Genomic DNA, 18,801 nt, shown 5'->3' on the forward strand with positions numbered 1-18,801 from the left:
GGGTAAGGGGTAAGCGATTTATTTTTTCTCTTTTTTAAGAGTAACGATTGTCTTTTCACTCTCATTGATTTCGAAATTTACATCATTTATCAATGAAAGTACCTTCAATATTTGACCTAAAGAGTCGGATTTGTTGATTCTTAAAGTAACCAACTTGTTTTTTGTCATTTCGTTAGTTTCAAATTGGTAGCCGAAACGTTCTTCGATGAAGTGAAAGAGTTTTTCCAGTTCAATATTGTTGAGGTCACTGTATTTGTTTCCTGCACTAAAGCTGAGGTCTGTCTCAAACTTTTTGACCTGCACCTTACCTTTGTCCAATAAGAAACTCTCACCGGGGATAATGGCCCAAGAACGCCTATTTTCAGTATCCTTTAAAGACATTAGTATTCTTCCCGAGTAAAGCGACACCTCGGTTTTTTCAAGGTCTTCATTTTCTGTAACTAAAAATGAAGTGCCCAAAACGCGGGTAGATGTGCGACTGGTTTCAACCGTGAACTCTTTTAGGCTATCTTTTACGACATCAAAAAAAGCTTGGCCTGACAAGGCGACTTCTCTCTTTGAAAATTTTTTGTTGTAACTGACCGTTGAATTCGGTTTTAAAATGACAATACTACTATCGGGCAGAATAAATTCTTTATCAAGTTGAGTGTAATTGTTTATTTCAATAGTAGAGCGGTCGACACTTAATAAATAAAGAGCTGGAAGCAATAGTAGCATTATTGCAGCGGCAATGGCCCATTTAAAGGAACGTTTTGGAGAACGCGACCTTATGGTAGACTCAAGCTCGGACCATGAATTCTTGATCTGGGTCTTGGGAACGGGCGGAAAGTCTTGGCCCCAAGCAGTTTCCATTCTTTTTTCTATGTCGGACTCGTAATTTTCCACTTATATATTGCCGTTTATACTCTTAGAACAATTCAGGATTGAATATTTCCTAATTCTTTTTGTTTTTTTCTTTCTCCAATTCTTGCTTAATATGATTCTGGGCCAAATAAATATGATTTGCGATTGTTTTTTTTGAAATGTTCAGTGATGCAGCTATCTCTTCATACGATAGGTTTTCTATTTTATGCAACACAAAAACTTCGCGCCTTTTGTTGGGCAAACTTTTTAAAACACTGTACAGCCATTCTAAGTTAATTTCATCTTGACCCGTATTTTCTTTGATTTCAGTGGCCCCGAAAAAGTTCTTTTCTTCGGTCGGCACTAATTTTGACTCCCGTTTTAAATGGTTGAGAATAATATTGCGGCAGATAGTGTATATCTGTTTGTCTATTAAGACGTCTTCCTTTAATTTATCCCTGTTTTCCCAAAGTCTTAAAAACGTTTGTTGTACGAAGTCGTCCGGTTCTAGGGTGGGGGAGTTGAATTTCTTTGCGAACCAGTATAACTTGGAGTAAAAGAGCGAGTATAATTTTTCTAAAGAGCTTAGGTTTCCTTTTTTTATACTCTTAACCAAGAAATATGTATTCTGATCTTTCAAATAATGGACAAGTGTTTTTGAGGAGATCCAAATAGGGCTTATAAACTTAAGCTTTACTTAAAAAACTACAAACAATATTTTGCTAAAGATTGGTGGAATTTTTTAAAAAGAAATACCGGACTTAATAAAAGCCCGGTAAATCAAAACTAACTTAACTAACTCAACTGTTTTTGTAATCTTCTTATCTAATTTTTATTTGGATAGGGACCGTCCGTTAAGGTCATAAACTACCTTTCCGTCTCGAATGGTCAACTCACATTCTAATCGTACTTTGCCTTTTTCAAGGTGGCCTGTGTAATCGAAATACCCAAAATCACCTTTGTTCAATTTGAGAATGGCCACATCTGCCGGCATATCGGCAGATAGATTGCCCAGTTCTTCACGAAGTATGGCCTTCGCCGGATTCCATGTTGTGGCTTCTATCACTTCTTCAAGCTCCATGCCCATCACTAAGAATTTTGACATGACACTTAAAAGGTCTTTCATCGCATTGTTCATACTGCCGATATGTAGATCGGTACTTATAGTATTTGGGTAAAAGCCAGATTTAACTGCCGGTATGGCTTGGGAGTATGCAAAGCTGATCCCACCGTAGCCGACATCGAATACGATACCTTTTTCCTGTGCTTTTGAAACAAAAGGTTTCAGTTCTTTCGAATTAACGTCTACAACAGTCTCCCTCGTTTCCAATTCGGCAAATGCATGGGTGTAAATATCTCCGGGGCGTAGATGTTGCATGAATAGTTCTTCTATCGAAAGCGGAGGTCGGCTTCCCCCAAAATCTATAATCACAGGTTTTTTAGAGAGGTTTCCGGCCTCAACGGCACGGTCAACCGGTGTCCAGTCTGGCCCCTCGTAATGGGCTACCTTAAAACCAACTATATCATCAGAATATTTTTGGGCCATTTGGGCACTCAACTTGGCATTCATGTCATTGGTATCTTGCTCGTAATTTCCTCCGCGCATACCTTCGCCCACAATGTTTAAAAATGAAAGAACTCTTGTCTTTGAGCGGTCAATGATATTCTCTTTGAATGTAGGAAATGATTTCCAACCCGATCCACCACAGTCGACCACGGTAGTGATACCTGTGCGAAAACTAAAGCCGTCTGGGGCCACCGAACCTGGTCCATTACTATATGCCCGACCCGCTTCAGTACCTGCAAATACATGCTGATGAATATCGATCAAACCCGGGGTAACATAAAGCCCCTTGGCCTCAACAACTTTTTCGGCATCTTTAGTATTAATATTCTTGGCCACCTTGACAATCTTGTTATCCTTGATTGCCACATCCATTACTTCATCAATACTGTTTTTGGGGTCAATGACATGTCCGCCCTTAATAACGATGGAGTATTCTTGCGACCATGAGATGTTAAGGCAGAGAAGCAACCCTATAATCAGTAGACTCTGTTGTTTTTTCATTTGTGTTACTTGTGTTCTTATAATTTTCAACCTGTCTTATCTCTTAGGAAAGATGGTCTTGTAAAATTTGTTTCAACCTTTCGGCTACTATGCTCACTTGCTCTTCCCTTAAAAGAACCACTCCAACGTTCAGTAACTGCTTGCCGTCTTTTTTGGCGACGTTGGTCACGATGCTCGGGGTACCGTTCTTTAGTGCTTCATAAATCTCTTTTGGATTGGCCTTAAGCTTGCTTTCGTTCCAAGAAACATGTAGGCTGGGGAAGGCATTAGCAGGGCCAGGATTGATGTAGGTTTCCCCGGTTACACCAGCAACTGATTCTACCACTGATTTAATGCTCTCTACTCGAGACAACCATTCTTGCCATTCTTTTTTGTGGTCACGGCCTAAATAGGCTTTGAGGGCGGCATACATACCAAAAATCTCTTCTTTGTTTACCTTCATGGGCCTGCCTATCGGCGCTTCATGAGGGCTATGGTTCAATTTGGCAGCTTCTATCAAATCTTTTCTTCCGAATAAAAGACCGGCGCTCTGTGGGCCACGGATCATTTTACCTCCCGAAAAAGTAACGAGGTCAAAGCCCATTTTCTGAAATTTAAAAAGATTTTCAACCGGAGGTACATCGGCGGCAGCATCGATAAAAGAAGGTACGTTCTTCTTCTTTGCCCGTGCCACGAACTCTTCATGGGTGATGGTCGATTTTTCGGCCGCATTAAAGAAAAGGGCCATTACCGTATTCTCGTTGATAGCCTTTTCCATCTCATCGGCATCGTCTACCTCAATGATTTTTGCTCCTGTTGTGGTAATCGCTTGGTCGAAAACATACCTGTGCGATTTTTGCATGATAACCTCTGGTCGGGGTCCCGGTAAATTGGGTAATAGCTTGGTCTTTTCAAGGTCATCGCCAGTAATACATGCTGCGGTTGCTAGAACCATGGCACATGCGGCACCGGAGGTAACCATGGCCGCTTCACATTTTAGCATTTCTGCAATTTTTGCCCCTACCTTGTCTTGCAGTTCGTGCATGTTGGCAAAGTCGTGTGCCGTTGAATTTATGGCATCCAATACTTCAGGTAGCATTAGCGAACCCGATAAAAAGGTCATGGTAACATTGGCGTTGATTACTCTAGTGATGCCTAGTTCTTCGAAATAATCAATCTTTGATGTCGGTTTTTCGTCATTTGCCTTTAAGGCCAGTGATTCTGGCCGGCACATTAAACTTCCTGCGATGGGTACCAAAGACAGGTTTTTGACAGCGTCCCTTCTTTTCATAAAATTTAGTGTTTTATGCTCATTTGGTTTTACACATATGCTATACAATCCATTTCTACCAATGAATCTCCCGGTACACCACCTTGGGCAACGGCCACAGTGGTTCTTACGGGTGGTTTGTCGCCAAAACGACCTTTGTATACTTCGTTCATGGCTTGGTAATCGGCAATGTCGTTAAGAAAAACACTGACCTTTACCACCTTATCCATCGATGAGCCTGCTTTGATTAGCTCTTTTTCAAGCTCTTTGAGAACTATTTCGGTATGCGCCTTTATTTCAAAAGGTTCGGTATGGGCACCTTTACCAGCAATAAAAATCAAATTGCCTACTCGGGTAGAACCGGAGAAAAGGGGTACACCTTGAAAATCCTTTATATTATTGGCAGTTTTAAAGGAGGGTTCTTCAGTTTCGTATGCCCTAACCGAGCTAACACCGAATAAGGTGGCCAGGCCTAAACCTAATTTTTTGAACGAGGCTCTTCTTCCATTTTTTACTTTCATAGTTCTCTTTTTTAGAAATGAATTGTATAGTTATGTTGGTTGTTGGTTAATCTGGTTTGGTATATGGTTATGGCTTATCCCACCAGACGGTACTGGTAAAAGAGTTTCCTACACCTTGTCTATCAACAGCTTCCTGAAAATTGGCTGCGTTGATGGTGCTTTCTGCGTCAGGTAATACAAAGCGGGTCGGTATGACGCCACCAGTAAGATTTCCTGGGTAGTTGACGGGGGTCAGTTCCGGATAGCCCGTTCTTCTCCAATTGGCAAAAATTTCATATCCATCCAAGAATAAAGACACCCATTTTTGAGTATGGATCTGTTCCATTTGTTCATCCATAGAACCACCTGTCAAATAAGGGTTTTGTTCTAGATAACTATCTACCCTGGTGCTGCTGATAACGCCATCTTCGCCAAAGAGCGACCATTGGGCCATACCTGCCCTTACGGCCGATTCGTATGCACTTTGTGCATCGCCATCGTACCAACCTCTTAAGGCCGCTTCTGACAAAAGAAGGTCAACCTCGGCATTGGTAAAAACCAGTAGGGGGGCATCGTATCTTAAAATGGTATTCGGATGAGGTTCTGAGTAAATGGCAAATTCTGCGGGCTTGCTGTTAAAAGCCGCATTTTGCATGCCTTCTTGCAAGGTAGAGGTAGTATCGGCCACATATCTGTCACCGTTAAGAACCCAAACGACCGAAATGGCATTTAATCTTGGGTCTCCTGTAGTTTTAAGGTGGTCAATAAAGGTTTTGGCCAGTTTGCCTCCTTCTACATTATCCTCACTTTGCGGATCGATATAATCGCCATCAAGAAGCGCCGTGGCTATCGGGTTTCTACTGGAAACTTGAGAACCATCAACATAATCAATCTTTGCCAAATCATCGTTACTGGTCATAACACCGCCGGCAATGGCTTTTTCGACCCATGTTTGAGCCAATTGTTCATCTACATTGGTCAATCTCATACCCAAGCGCAGCATTAACGAGTAAGCGAATTTTCTCCATTTATCAACATTACCGTCATAGATAAGGTCTGAAGAACCAAAGCTTGTGAGTGAAGGATTTAAGGCGGAAGCCGCTTCCTCCAATTCATTGAGCATATCGGCATAGATAGCCGATTGTTCGTCATATTTAGGTGTGTACACCTGACCGCTAATACCTTGACCGGCCTCGCTGTAAGGCACGTCGCCATACAAATCTGTTATATGATGAAAAATATACGCTCTCCAAATACGGGCTATCGAAAGCTTGGTAACATCTTCCGGGTTTTCGCTTAAGGCTTTGATAACCTCTTGTATCTCATTCACCGCATTGGGGTAAACAGCGGTAAAGTAGCCTTTAGAGTAACCATCGTTGAAATATTTATCTCCCGCAGCAGGTACTTCTTTATAGGTGGCAAATTGTTGCATAGATCCCCCAATGGTCAAGGCTGAGGTTCCGAAGTAACTAACGTTGACCGCATCTAACTGCGCCTTGCTAAAAAGGTATTCAGGAATGATCTCGCCGTAGGCATCGGGGTTCTCGTTGAGTGACTCAAGACCTTTATCGCATGATAGCAGCGAAAGCCCTATTGCGCTAATGGCCAGATATTTTGATATAATGAAATTTACTTTCATAAGAATGGTTTTATTGCATTTAGAATTTTACGCTCAAATTGATTCCGTAACTCATAGTTCTAGGCACACCAAAAGCTTCTAAACCTTGGGCATTGCCATTGGTATAACTTGATTCTGGATCAAAAAGGTCTGTGTTTTTATAAAGGATGGCCAAGTTTCTACCGACCAACGAAACAGATAAAGATTGTAATTCTTTAATCTTATTCAACGGAAGGCTATAAGTCAAGATAACTTGACGAAGTTTTACAAAACTACCATCGTAGACGAAAATGTCGGTGTAATTCTTTTGGTTGTCGTAATAGGTATCTAATTCCTCAACAGGAACTACCCTTGAGTAGGGGTTTCCATTTAAATCGACCCCAGATAATTGAAGTCCGTTTTCTCTACCAGGTAAAGTGGCTTTTGTTAAACCGAACCTATGGGCATATTGCGCGAGGTTAGAGTAAATGGAGTTTCCGAACTTACCATCTAGAAGTACGTTCAATGAGAAGTTTTTGTATTTAAAAGTGTTGGTAAGACCCATGGTCAAAGGAGGTACACCTTCACCAAGTTCCATAATCTCGCTTCTTAGCTCATAACCACTGTTTTGGTCATAAATGATTTCACCGGCATCGTTTCTGGCCATACGGTATCCCCAAATGGTACCGTAAGGTCTTCCGACCACGTTTTGAATCGAACCGCCACCGATTCCACTACCAACCTGAATGGTATTCAATCCTTCGGCGAGCGACACAATCTCACTTTTATTATAAGCCATGTTATAGCTCACGTCCCAAGAAAAATTATCATTTCTGATCGGTGTACCTGAAATAAGCATTTCAATACCCTTGTTGCTAATTTCACCAACATTTAAAAGTGCCTGTGTATAACCGGAAGCCGTTGAAATATCTGATTGAACGATGTCATCGGTAGTTTTTCTGTTGTAGAAAGTAAGGTCAAGACCCAATCGGTTGTTCAGCATTCTCAAATCAAGACCGGCCTCATAAGTAGTAGAGGTAAGAGGTCGTAAATTCGGATTGGTTACCAAACTGGATGAAATCGCCTGAAGAGGTCTACCGTTATGACCTCCTTGTACGGTACCGTAAGTCTGGTTGATTAAGTAAGGATCTGGAGCACCGCCCCCTACTTCGGCCCATGAGCCTCTTAATTTGAATAGATTGATTGCTTGTGGTAGCTCAAAAGCTTGAGATACCAAGAAGCTACCACCAACCGAAGGGTAAAAAATACTATTGTTTTCAGGGCTTAGCGTAGAGAACCAATCTTGGCGACCTGTCAATGTCAAATAGGCGAACCCTTTATAACCAAAATCTACCGAACCGAACAAAGAATTGACTCCTGTAGTTCTGTTAATAGGGGTAGTGGTCAGGGTAGCCAAGTTGGTATAGCTATAGAATTCCGGGATGGTAAACTCACTACCGCTGATTTGGGTAGAATTATTAATGTTCTTCTGTTTGTTACCACCTACTAAAGCCGTCAAATTAAAATCTTCGAAAAGGTCAACCGAGTAATTGGCGGTTAAAAGCATGTTAGTTTCCGACACATCAGACTTTAAAGACTCATAGCTTCCCTGAGGTCTAAAGGCTGTATAGGAAGGAGTGATGCCTTCATATTCGAAGTTGTAGAAATCTCTACTGACGCTTCCCCTTAGATATAGATTGTCCAAAATATCATAGCGAAGATTGAACTGGCCGATAAAACGGTTTTTCTTATCGTTGTTTTTGTATCGGTTCACGACCCAATATGGGTTGTTCGCCACGTTAACTGGGTTCCATAACAATTCAGTTCCGTCTTCATAATAACCGGGGGCCATATTGGTAACATCGACCGTATTGGATACCAAGTTAGTTGCCCATGCGGAATTGTAATCGGCATAACCGGTACCTGGCCTGTTGCTGGCCTTTTCCAAGTTGTACTGAACCACTGTTTCTAGGCTTAATCGCTCGCTTAATTTGGCATTCAAGCTCAAGTTGGTGGTTTTTCTGTTGAACGATGAATTAGGAACTACACTTTGATTGTCGGTATTGGAAAGCGATATTCTATAATTGATGTCTTCGTTACCTCCCGAAAAAGCAATGGTGTTAACGAAATTGGTTCCGGTACGGTAAAAGTTTTTGATATTGTCTTTCACATTAACGGGGGAGTACGGTCTTTCAACACCGTCGAATTGAACAACGGGCGAGCCATCCATTAAAGCGCCATAAGAAAGTCTACCCCATTCGATAGCTTCATCTTGTGTAGCGGGTTTTCTACCATTTGCTCCCGCCCCGTATACATATTGAAAATCTGGAAATATAGATGGGGTGTCAAAAGTAACGTTGCTGTTAAACTGCACGCCAATACCTCTTTGAGCAACCCCTTTTTTGGTAGTAATCAAAATAACACCGTTAGAAGCTCGTGAACCGTAAAGTGCAGCAGCAGCACCTCCTTTAAGAACACTGATGGTTTCAATGTCATCAGGGTTGATACCTGCAATACCATCACCACGGTCAACGTTGATTCCTTGACCATCAGTGGTAGAACCGCCACCGGGTATAGAGTTGTCAATGGGCATGCCGTTAACTACATATAGTGGTTGGTTATTGCCCGATAGCGATCCGTTTCCCCTGATAATGACCCTACTTGATCCACCTGGCCCTGTGGCAAGCCCTGTAGCGTTTACCCCTGCTATTTTTCCGGTAAGGGCATTGGCAATATTTGTTTCCCGTGCATCGGTAAACTCATCGCCGGCCACCTCAGATACGGAGTAGGCCAAAGCCTTTTCATCCCTTTTTATACCTAGGGCCGTCACTACGACTTCATCAAGTGCTTGGGCATCTTCGGCAAGGGTCACGTTAACAACGTCAGTACTGCCGTCCAATGTCTGTTCTACCGTTTTCATGCCCAAGTATGAGAATACAAGTGTAGCCGTGCTAGATTCTACTTCAATGGAGTAATTGCCATCAAAGTCGCTCAATGCGCCATTGGTGCTGCCCTTTTCTTGCACCGTAACCCCAGGTAGGGGTACACCATCGGCGTCTAATACCTGACCGGTAATGACACTACTCTGGTCGGGAGCTTCGGTTTTGGTCTTTGTGGGAAGAGCATCTTGAGATATGGCTATGTTATTGCCCACGATACGAAAGGTGTAAACCGTTCTTTGTGTAAATTCTTGCAGTACCAGCTCTACCGTTTTGTTCTCGAAAGCATATTCGCCCGGTAATTTGTCTTTGGTGTTGATATCATCTGCGTAGGCAAATTTGTAATTGGTCTGCGATTCGATAATACTAATTACCCGCCCAAGGGTTGGCCCGCTAAGCGAAAGCGATACTTCTTGCGGATTACCCATCGAGGGCAGGTAAAAAAGTAGTAGTAATAATATTTGCTTCATAATGAATGTTTCTTTTTAGAACTATTGCTTAAATAGAAATAGGGTGATAATCTTTGGCCCGAATAGCTTTCTTATAAAGAATCGGGAAGTAGAAAATTTGGTTGTTTAGAACTTGCCAAAAGGCAGTGCGGTGAAGAGATTCTTTTTTTCATTTCATTTAGTTTTTGGTTGGAATATTTTCGGGTTATCAAATCGTTAACCCGGTTTTGTTTTCTACTTACTTGATCAAGGTAAATAGACGGAAGACCTGTTTTTGAAAAACCTTTTTCATTGGTCTTCACATCGTTTTAACAACCAAAGGAAAAAATGTTCCTAATTATTTTTTTACTTTTTCTTCATTTTTGCATAATATTCGAATGGTGGTGTCATTTTTTTTGAAAATGATGTATATAATTCCTTCTTTTTGTAGAAATAATTAAATGTCAGATTTCGTTGTAAACCGATTTTTGGGTTATATGGGAAAAAACAACGGCGGAACCTGATTTTTCAGGTTCCGCCGTTGGGAACTTTTTTGAATGTCGATTTTTAGTTCTTCTACTCTACTTCTATAGGTCCATACACAGCATCTCTAAAACTTTTGTGAAGACCAATTTGATCATAGGGAAATAATTGAACAAACATAACTGCTGTGAGGTCATTTACAGGGTCTACCCAAAATAAGGTGCTGGCGGCACCATCCCAAAAGAATTCTCCTACCACACCATTATTTTCATCTGCGTTGGCAGGTGGCGCGGTTCTAACGGCAAAGTCGATACCAAAACCAACTTGACCTTTGCTAGGTAAAAAATGTCGTTCGGTAATGCTATCGGCCAATTGGTTGGTAGCCATTAACTGTACCGTTTCAGGTTTTAATATCTCTACCGAATCAATACTGCCCTCGTGCACGAGCATTCGCGCGAATTTCATATAATCGTCTAATGTAGAAGTCAGTCCTGAACCTCCTCTGGTCAGGGGCCATTTTTCAAGATAGTTGCTGTAGGTGAGGGTATCTCTTTCTATGGTTCCTTTACCTGTTCTACGGTAAAGTGCCGCAAAACGCTTACGATCTTTCTCGGGAATGAAATAGCGGGTCTCCTCCATTCCTAATTTATCAAGTACGTGTTCGCGAACATATTGCTGGTAGGGCATGCCGGAAATTCTTTCCACTAGAAAAGCCTGCACATCAACGCAAGGGCCATAGAGCCATTCTTCACCAGGATGAAACTGTAGCGGTAACTTTCCCATTTTCTCGGCCATTTCAACCAAGTTGTTATTTCTGTTCAATGCATCGGCCTCGGCAACCATTTTTCCTAAGGGTGTATCACCAATTCCGGCAAAACCGGCAGTATGTCTAGTAATATCACGAATGGTTATGGGTCTTCGGGCATCTTCTAGAATTGGTTTTCCACTGGAATCTTCACCAACATAGACTTTCATATCGGCAAATTCAGGGGCGTATTTTTCAAGAGGGTCATCTAACTGAAACTTGCCTTCTTCAAATAATGTCATAAGTGCCGTTCCGGTGACAGGTTTGGTCATTGAGTAAATTTGTACGATCGTAGACCTATCCATAGGTTTTTGCGCTTCTACATCGGCGAAACCAAATGCATTGAAATAGACTTCTTTGTCTTTTTCGTAAATCAAGGCCGAAACCCCTGCAATATCGCCCGCGTCGACAAAACTTTTCAGAACTGAGTCTATTCTTTGCTTTACCGAGTCGGAGACGATCGGGTTTTCGGTCGTTTGTACTTTTTCGTTGCCTGTTTCTTTACAAGATAAAACTAGGGCTAGCATGGCAATTGCAATGCTAATTGAAGTTGTTTTCATAAGGTGTAGTTTATAGTTGTTGAGTCGTATTTTAATTGGCTAGAGCGCATACCTTTTTCCAGATTTCCGTACTGACAGGAATTCCCTCTTTTTTGTTCCTTTCCCGAGTAAGAACCGTTCGTTCACCGGGGTAGTAGGTTCTATCGCCTTCTTTCAATGGTTCAACATTGTGGGTAAAATCGATAATCTCTTTTAATAATCTCTCTTGAATATCGGTATCGTTAAAGTTATTTCTCGAAATACAGATGAAAACCTGAGAAAGCGCTACCTCTAGATCCTTTCCGGCAATTTTTGAAGTTGAATTACCCAGTGATAGAACGGTTGCCAACATATCCAATACCATCGAAAGGGCAGAGCCTTTCCAATAGCCTATGGGTAAACCTCTTTCCTTTACCAAGATTTTTTTCGGGTCGTTAGAGAGTTGGTCGTTATCGTCCCACCCGCCAGGAAATGGTAATTTCTCGCCTTTTAAGCGGTAATCGTTGATTTTTCCAAAGGCGAATTGCGATATGGCCATGTCAAGTACAATATGTCCCTCTTTTCTTGGAATCGAAACAATAAACGGATTGTTGCCCAATCTACTGTCTTTTCCGCCCCAAGGCGGCATATTGGGTTGGGTATTGGTAAACATAATTCCGATACAGTCATTATTGGCAGCTTGCCAACCGTAGGTGCCGCCGCGCATCCAATGATTGGTGTTACGAAGGGCGACTAAACCCATGCCATGCTTTTGTGCCAGTTCAATTGCCCTATCGGTGCACTTTATGCCATTAATGATGCCGGGGCCTAATTTACCGTCCCATCTTTCTATACTGCCCATTCCTTCGACCTTTTCCGCCTCCGCATTTATATCTACAAGTCCCTTTTCCACATAATCGATAAAAAGGGGCACTCGATTAATGCCATGAGAGTTGATGCCGTCTAAAGTGCTCTCACTGTAAGTGTTTGCCAATTGTTGTGCCTTCGATGGGGTGAAATCATATTTGAGAAAAAGGTTCAAAAGAACTTGCTGCATTTCTTCAAATGGAATTCTCTTTTGGTTGGATGACATTATAGAAAGGAATGTTTTTGATTAAGGTTTTTTCAAAAATGTTGACCGTGAACTTTTTTGAAAGTAAAAGGATGAGGTAAGTTAACCTTTTTTTGTATTCAATCTCGTAATCAAAAAGCTACTAATCAAAATCAAGATACCGCCTAATACAGTATTAATGCTGAGGGTTTCATTTCTTACGAAATAGCCCAGGGCAATGGCACTTATGATTTCGATGTACATGAGTCCGGAAGCTGTTGATGCGGGCAGATGCTTAAGGCCGTAAAAGAAAAGCTGGAACACAACGATGCCAATCCAAAATCCGTAAAAAACTCCCAAGCCTATCTGTTCCCACTCCACCGCTGGAAGAAAAAATAAAAAAGGAATAAAGAAGACGCTACTTATAAGGTTTTGATATACAATCGTCTGATTTTGGGTGTAATAATGCGATTCAGATTTGAACATCACAACGGTAATGGCATAACCAAAAGCGCAAAGAACCGCTGCTACCATACCGATCATATCATTGTTCTCAAACGAAAATGATTTATCGGAGTAGGTGACGGCCATACCTACAAAGGCCAAAAAAAGTAGGCCGACCTGTTCTTTTAAGAGAGGTCTTTTATAATATTTGACTTCAATCAGAAAAACAAATATGGGCCAAGAGTAGACCAGAACAATGGCATTACCGATAGAGGTATATATGAAGGCAAGCAAGTAAAAATAAAGGCGTACCACATTGATGGTAGAAGCCAAAAGCATTTTTTTATAATTACCGGTGAAAAGCGGTTTTGATTTACTGAAAAGAACGGGCAGTAAAATTAAAATAGGCACCATGGTGCGAAAAAATGCGATAGCCCCCGCAGAAAGGGTGTTCATTTGTTTAATGAGTACCCCATTACTGCCAGCGATAACAGCACATAAAATAATTGCGTAAAGTGCTTTTTTCAATCTACTGCCTTAATTTGGCATACAACCAATCGTTACGCATTTCTCTTTGTTCGGGGAAGGTCCAGTGTTGCGTTTCCAAGAAAACCTTCAGCTCTTTTTTTGCCGTAATCAGATTATAGGCCGAATACATAGATGCAGGCGGACAAACATTATCGTTATACCCCCAACTATACCAGCCTTCAGCTTTTACGAAGCGCGCGAAGTTGGCCACATCAAAGTATTTCGATACTTCGATTTTTTCGGGCTTATTGGTAAACTCATCAACAAAAATTTGAGGCCAGCCACCGGCACGGCCATGCAGAAAGCCTGTCATATCGGATAGGGCGGGATAGAAAGCGGCCAAATAATCAATACGGTCATCTAGACCGGCGGTAACTATTGATAAGGCCCCACCTTGGCTTCCGCCGGTTACCCCAATATCTTCACCATTGAATTTATCAAGGCTTTCAAGAAAATCAACCGACCTTACACAGCCCAGATAGACCCTTCGATAATACATGTTGTCTTTGTCGTCTAGATTAAAAGTTTGGTAACCGTTTAAGGCGCCAGCTCCTAAGTTGTCGTAAACAGACTTGTCCATATTGACAGGAATACCATGAATGCCAATAGTGAATGATACAAACCCTTCGGCTGCTTCGTTGATTTCGCCGTAATAGGGTCTTATACCCGCGCCGGGTACGTGTAGAATGGCAGGATACTTCCCTTCTTTTTTTGGCATGGTCAGAATACCATATATTTTGCCCTTTACATTATTGAGGCTAACGTGATACACATCAACCTTATCGGTACAACGTTCCGGCATTAAGGTGAGTACGGGCTCCATAGGTATTTGCGCCAGTTCATCCTTTCCTTTCTTCCAAAACTCTTCAAAATCTTTCGGAAGGGTCGTAGTAGGCTTGATACGTTCGGGTTCAAAACCTATAGTGGTGTAAGAGCTGTATTCCTTTCCGTCTACGGTAACAGTAGCGCTACATCGTAAAAAACCCGGATGGTCAAACTTTTTCGCTTTTACGGTAGTATTGTTTTTAAGGGTAATCGAACCCTCTTTCCATAATGGCAACTCTCTATAACCGGCATCAGGCCCGATAGTATATTTTATTTCTACACCTTCTAAGGGAACTTTGTTCTTCAGAACATTAATCGAAAATTCTGCTTGTTCACCAGTGTTGTACGTCCAATCCGCTTCGCTCGGTGTAATGATTACCTCGACCAGCTGCTTGCTAGGTTGTGCAAATAAGCCTATGCAGCAGCCAAAAATGAAAAATAGGCTGGTAAGTGTTCTTAGGTTCATGGTTTAGGTCGGTTATAGTTGAAAAGTGCTACTAAGATACGAATAGCCTTCGAGTAAAAAGAGGTTAGTCGTTTGTTCTTGGCAACATATTTCTGATAGCACTTATTTTCCAAACGTCATCCTCCAGAACGGCTACAAAGGTGCTCCACATTTTACGTACAGTACCATCTGAATTTTTTATTTCATAACGGGCATCGATTATGGCAACGGAGGTATTTAGAAACCTTGTTTGCTCCACTATCAACTTTCTGTCGCCCGGGTTGGCGGAAGAACTGCGCAGCATACCTTCTTTGGCTAGCTCATATCCCTTTCGCCACTCGCCGGTAGAAACCAACTGATCGATATCTTTGTTCAATATCTTGCTCAGAAGAACCGTATCTTTTTGATCTCGAGCAAGTGCGTATTGGTCAATCAGTTCGAAAAGCGGTTTTTCATTGGAGGAGGGGGTAGATTGTGCTAAGCAGTTAAAGCTAAGAACAATGAGTGCGATAAAGGATAAAATGACTTTCATACCAACTATTTTAAGGTTGAACCTAAAACCGGAAGATTTTAAATTTTAGATATATGAAAGATACTGAAAGTATTATTTGTCGGCCAAGGCAGGTGCGGCCATTTTGTCAAAGGGTGCCAATGCTTGAAGAGCCTTTGCAATACTGGTAATAGCGCCAAAGGTTAACAATAACCTTAAGCCATTTCTTGTTTGTTTTTCTTTTAAAGTACAATGTTGTGGATGGCTTTGCACAAATTGTAACACCCTAGTAAAGGTCGCACTTTGATAAAAAGCCGACTGTTGATCGGCAACAAAATAGCCGATTAGCTTACTCTTTTTCATTACTACCTTCTCAATACCTATTTGATTAGCGATCCATTTGATACGAACGGAATTCAAAAGGTCTTCAGCCTCTGAAGGAAGTTCTCCGAAACGGTCAACGAGTTGAGATTCAAATTTTTGAAGCTCGTTCTCATCGTTAACCGAATTAAGTTCGGTATATAGATTCAAGCGTTCGGTGATGTTATTGATGTAATCATCAGGAAAAAGAAGTTCAAAATCGGTGTCAATCTGGGTTTCTTTCACAAAGACTTTTTCCTTATGCCCCTCAACCTCTTCATAAAGTTCTTTAAACTCATTCTCTTTCAGTTCGTCAATGGCCTCCGCCAATATCTTTTGGTAGGTATCAAAGCCGATTTCGTTTATAAACCCGCTCTGTTCTCCTCCTAAAAGGTCACCAGCACCGCGAATCTCCAAATCTTTCATGGCAATATTAAAACCACTACCTAATTCGGTAAACTGTTCAAGTGCTTCTATGCGTTTTCGGGCATCGGCCGTCATTACTTCATACGGTGGGGTGATAAAAAAGCAAAAGGCCTTTTTGTTACTTCTGCCGACACGGCCTCGCATCTGGTGCAAATCGCTTAGTCCGAAGTTATTAGCGTTGTTGATGAAAATGGTATTCGCATTGGTAACATCAAGGCCGCTTTCGACAATAGTGGTCGAAACCAAGACATCAAATTCACCGTTCATGAAACTTAACATGAGTGCCTCTAGTTTCTTGCCCTCCATTTGCCCATGGCCAATACCTACTTTGGCATCGGGCACCAAACGCTGGATCATACCAGCTACCTCTTTGATGTTTTCGATGCGGTTGTGTATAAAGAAAACCTGCCCTCCTCGCTGAATTTCATACGAAACAGCATCCCTGATTACTTCTTCGTTCAATCTTACTACCCTGCTTTCAATGGGGTATCTGTTGGGCGGCGGCGTACTAATTACCGACAGGTCTCTTGCGGCCATAAGGCTGAACTGTAAGGTTCTGGGTATCGGTGTTGCCGTGAGGGTGAGTACGTCGACGTTTTCCTTTATTGACTTTAATTTGTCTTTTACGGCTACCCCAAATTTTTGTTCCTCGTCAACGATTAACAGTCCTAAATCAGCGAACTTCACATTTTTGTTCACCAGTTGATGGGTTCCGATTATAATATCGACCTTGCCAGCGGCTAAATTCTCTAAAGTTTCCCGACGTTCTTTAGCCGTTCTAAACCGATTAAGGTAGTCGACAGTAACCGGCATATCACTTAGCCTCTCGGAGAATGTTCTAAAGTGTTGAAACGCCAAAATTGTGGTTGGCACTAAAACAGCTACTTGCTTGCCATTATCAACAGCTTTAAAAGCGGCCCTTATGGCCACTTCTGTTTTACCGAAGCCTACATCCCCACAGATGAGACGGTCCATCGGGCGCTCGCTCTCCATGTCACGTTTAAAATCTTCGGTCGCTTTGCTTTGGTCTGGGGTGTCTTCGTATATGAACGAGGCTTCCAGCTCATTTTGCAAATAACTGTCAGGGTCATACTGAAAACCTTTTTCCAGCCTACGCTTGGCGTAAATCTTAATGAGGTCAAAAGCGATTTTCTTGACGCGCGTCTTGGTTTTTTGCTTCAGTTTCTTCCAAGCTGCCGAACCCAGTTTAAAAATCTTGGGCGGCGCACCGTCTTTGCCGTTGAACTTCGAAATTTTATGAAGGGAATGAATACTCACATACAGAATATCACGCTCACCATACATTAACTTGATGGCCTCCTGTTTTTTTCCCTCAACATCGATTTTTTGTAATCCACCGAATTTACCTATACCGTGATCGATATGGGTAACATAATCGCCAATCTCAAGTTTGTTCAATTCTTTTAGAGTGATGGCCTGTTTTTTCGCGTATCCGTTTTTCAGTTGAAACTTATGGTAACGCTCAAAAATCTGATGGTCTGTATAACAGACAATCTTAAGGTCGTCGTCAATAAAACCTTGATAAAGTGGTAGTACAGGGGTTTCGTAATACACCTTTCGGCTTACGTCTTCAAAAATGGCATGAAAACGTTTGGCCTGCTGTTCACTGGCACAAAAAATATAATTGGTGTAACCTTTGGCCTTGTGCGCATTGAGGTCATCGATCAACAAGTTGAACTTTTTGTTGAAAGAAGGCTGAGGCTTGGTGTTAAAACTGATTTCCTCTGCATTTAGAAATAGAGATGAGGAAGTGCCCATAGAAACCAATGCCAAATCTTGAAGTTGCACTTTGAACGATTCGGAATTCAAAAAAAGCTCTTCAGGTTCCACATGTTTTACCTCTTTAGAGAGTTTGTCAAAAGCTTCACCTGCTTTCTTGTAAAAATCATCTAAACGGTCGAACAAGAAATCGGCATTCTTAATGAAAACGGTAGTTTCATTAGCAATGTACTGTAGAAAGCTTTCGCGCCTTTCCTCTAAAAGCTTGTTCGCAACATTGGGTATTATGGTAATTTTTTCCACCTTTTCGGTCGAAAGCTGACTTTCTACATCAAAGGTGCGTATGCTATCAACATCATCACCGAAAAACTCGATACGGTACGGTTGGTCGTGAGAAAAAGAAAATACATCAACAATACCGCCACGAACCGAAAATTCGCCGGGTTCGGTAACAAAATCTACCCGCTTGAATCGATATTCAAAAAGAACCTCGTTTAAAAAATCAAGGGAAAGGCTATCGTCTATTTTGATTTTTAGGGTGTTCTTTTGAAGTTCTTTTCGGGTAACTACTTTTTCAAAAAGCGCATCAGGGTAGGTAACCACAATTGCCGGCTTTTTTCTGGAGTTGATACGGTTAAGTACCTCGGCACGCAGTAAGACGTTCGCATTGTCGGTTTCTTCAATTTGATAGGGTCTGCGGTAACTGCCAGGGTAAAAGAGAACATCTTGTTCACCCATCAAATGTTCTAAGTCATTCAAATAATAAGCTGCCTCTTCCTTATCATTGAATATTAAAAGAAAAGGTCTTTTTGCTATCGCGAAGGCTTCTGATACGACCAGTGAAAGTGATGACCCGGTAAGTCCGTTAAGAACGGTGCTTTTTTGACCATTGGATATAGCATTTCCTAGTTTCCGGGTATTGGGAGACTGCGCGTAGAACTGTTGGAATGCAATTTGGGTCAATCGTGAAATTTTGAGGCACAAAGATAAGCATACCTCCTGAACCGATGCCATTCATTTTTAACGAATTTGCATTACAAAAAACCTTAAAAAAGCTGCAAC

13 protein-coding genes are annotated in these 18,801 nt (G+C 41.7%); all 13 read right to left on the reverse strand.

Annotation, left to right across the window (positions count from 1 at the left end):
* Positions 1 to 18: 18 nt before the first annotated feature.
* The 13 genes from IL356_RS06170 to mfd all read right to left on the reverse strand — a co-directional run bounded on the left by IL356_RS06170 (position 19) and on the right by mfd (position 18,702).
* Positions 19 to 885 carry a FecR family protein gene (locus IL356_RS06170; RefSeq protein WP_121850306.1) on the reverse strand — a complete coding sequence of 289 codons (867 nt, stop codon included), beginning with the start codon at positions 883 to 885 and terminating at the stop codon, positions 19 to 21.
* Between the two features lie 49 nt (positions 886 to 934).
* The gene (locus IL356_RS06175) at positions 935 to 1,483 is read right to left on the reverse strand and encodes an RNA polymerase sigma factor (protein WP_162987950.1); all 549 of its coding nucleotides are present in this window, start codon (positions 1,481 to 1,483) and stop codon (positions 935 to 937) included.
* A 192-nt stretch (positions 1,484 to 1,675) separates the two neighbouring features.
* Positions 1,676 to 2,911: an amidohydrolase/deacetylase family metallohydrolase gene (locus IL356_RS06180; protein ID WP_121850304.1), complete on the reverse strand. Its 1,236-nt coding sequence runs from the start codon at positions 2,909 to 2,911 to the stop codon at positions 1,676 to 1,678.
* A 43-nt stretch (positions 2,912 to 2,954) separates the two neighbouring features.
* Positions 2,955 to 4,181, reverse strand: coding sequence for an aminotransferase class V-fold PLP-dependent enzyme (locus tag IL356_RS06185; RefSeq protein WP_121850303.1), 1,227 nt, complete (start codon positions 4,179 to 4,181; stop codon positions 2,955 to 2,957).
* A 29-nt stretch (positions 4,182 to 4,210) separates the two neighbouring features.
* On the reverse strand, positions 4,211 to 4,681 hold the full coding sequence (locus tag IL356_RS06190) for a RidA family protein (protein WP_121850302.1): 471 nt from the start codon (positions 4,679 to 4,681) through the stop codon (positions 4,211 to 4,213).
* 67 nt (positions 4,682 to 4,748) lie between these two features.
* Positions 4,749 to 6,299, reverse strand: coding sequence for a SusD/RagB family nutrient-binding outer membrane lipoprotein (locus IL356_RS06195; RefSeq protein ID WP_121850301.1), 1,551 nt, complete (start codon positions 6,297 to 6,299; stop codon positions 4,749 to 4,751).
* 19 nt (positions 6,300 to 6,318) lie between these two features.
* Positions 6,319 to 9,666 carry a SusC/RagA family TonB-linked outer membrane protein gene (locus IL356_RS06200; RefSeq protein ID WP_121850300.1) on the reverse strand — a complete coding sequence of 1,116 codons (3,348 nt, stop codon included), beginning with the start codon at positions 9,664 to 9,666 and terminating at the stop codon, positions 6,319 to 6,321.
* A gap of 534 nt (positions 9,667 to 10,200) precedes the next feature.
* Entirely contained in the window at positions 10,201 to 11,472 is a 1,272-nt protein-coding gene (locus IL356_RS06205; protein ID WP_121850298.1) for a serine hydrolase domain-containing protein, read from the reverse strand.
* Positions 11,473 to 11,503: 31 nt separating this feature from the next.
* On the reverse strand, positions 11,504 to 12,523 hold the full coding sequence (yiaK, locus tag IL356_RS06210) for a 3-dehydro-L-gulonate 2-dehydrogenase (RefSeq protein WP_121850297.1): 1,020 nt from the start codon (positions 12,521 to 12,523) through the stop codon (positions 11,504 to 11,506).
* A gap of 81 nt (positions 12,524 to 12,604) precedes the next feature.
* Positions 12,605 to 13,453: a DMT family transporter gene (locus tag IL356_RS06215; protein WP_225621399.1), complete on the reverse strand. Its 849-nt coding sequence runs from the start codon at positions 13,451 to 13,453 to the stop codon at positions 12,605 to 12,607.
* 1 nt (position 13,454) lies between these two features.
* Positions 13,455 to 14,744 carry an acetylxylan esterase gene (locus tag IL356_RS06220; RefSeq protein WP_121850296.1) on the reverse strand — a complete coding sequence of 430 codons (1,290 nt, stop codon included), beginning with the start codon at positions 14,742 to 14,744 and terminating at the stop codon, positions 13,455 to 13,457.
* A gap of 64 nt (positions 14,745 to 14,808) precedes the next feature.
* Positions 14,809 to 15,255, reverse strand: a complete 447-nt coding sequence (locus tag IL356_RS06225; protein ID WP_121850295.1) for a DUF4440 domain-containing protein — start codon at positions 15,253 to 15,255, stop codon at positions 14,809 to 14,811.
* 72 nt (positions 15,256 to 15,327) lie between these two features.
* Positions 15,328 to 18,702 carry a transcription-repair coupling factor gene (mfd, locus tag IL356_RS06230; RefSeq protein ID WP_225621400.1) on the reverse strand — a complete coding sequence of 1,125 codons (3,375 nt, stop codon included), beginning with the start codon at positions 18,700 to 18,702 and terminating at the stop codon, positions 15,328 to 15,330.
* Positions 18,703 to 18,801: the final 99 nt, after the last annotated feature.

This window comes from Euzebyella marina, assembly GCF_014855515.1.
GTDB classification, from domain to species: Bacteria; Bacteroidota; Bacteroidia; order Flavobacteriales; family Flavobacteriaceae; genus Euzebyella; species Euzebyella marina.

What these genes read in the sequence shown, in the direction of transcription:
- IL356_RS06225 (WP_121850295.1), bottom strand. Translation starts at nt 15,255, where the DNA reads ATGAAAGTCATTTTATCCTTTATCGCACTCATTGTTCTTAGCTTTAAC.
- IL356_RS06195 (WP_121850301.1), bottom strand. Translation starts at nt 6,299, where the DNA reads ATGAAAGTAAATTTCATTATATCAAAATATCTGGCCATTAGCGCAATA.
- IL356_RS06190 (WP_121850302.1), bottom strand. Translation starts at nt 4,681, where the DNA reads ATGAAAGTAAAAAATGGAAGAAGAGCCTCGTTCAAAAAATTAGGTTTA.
- IL356_RS06185 (WP_121850303.1), bottom strand. Translation starts at nt 4,181, where the DNA reads ATGAAAAGAAGGGACGCTGTCAAAAACCTGTCTTTGGTACCCATCGCA.
- IL356_RS06205 (WP_121850298.1), bottom strand. Translation starts at nt 11,472, where the DNA reads ATGAAAACAACTTCAATTAGCATTGCAATTGCCATGCTAGCCCTAGTT.
- yiaK (WP_121850297.1), bottom strand. Translation starts at nt 12,523, where the DNA reads ATGTCATCCAACCAAAAGAGAATTCCATTTGAAGAAATGCAGCAAGTT.
- IL356_RS06220 (WP_121850296.1), bottom strand. Translation starts at nt 14,744, where the DNA reads ATGAACCTAAGAACACTTACCAGCCTATTTTTCATTTTTGGCTGCTGC.
- IL356_RS06180 (WP_121850304.1), bottom strand. Translation starts at nt 2,911, where the DNA reads ATGAAAAAACAACAGAGTCTACTGATTATAGGGTTGCTTCTCTGCCTT.
- IL356_RS06200 (WP_121850300.1), bottom strand. Translation starts at nt 9,666, where the DNA reads ATGAAGCAAATATTATTACTACTACTTTTTTACCTGCCCTCGATGGGT.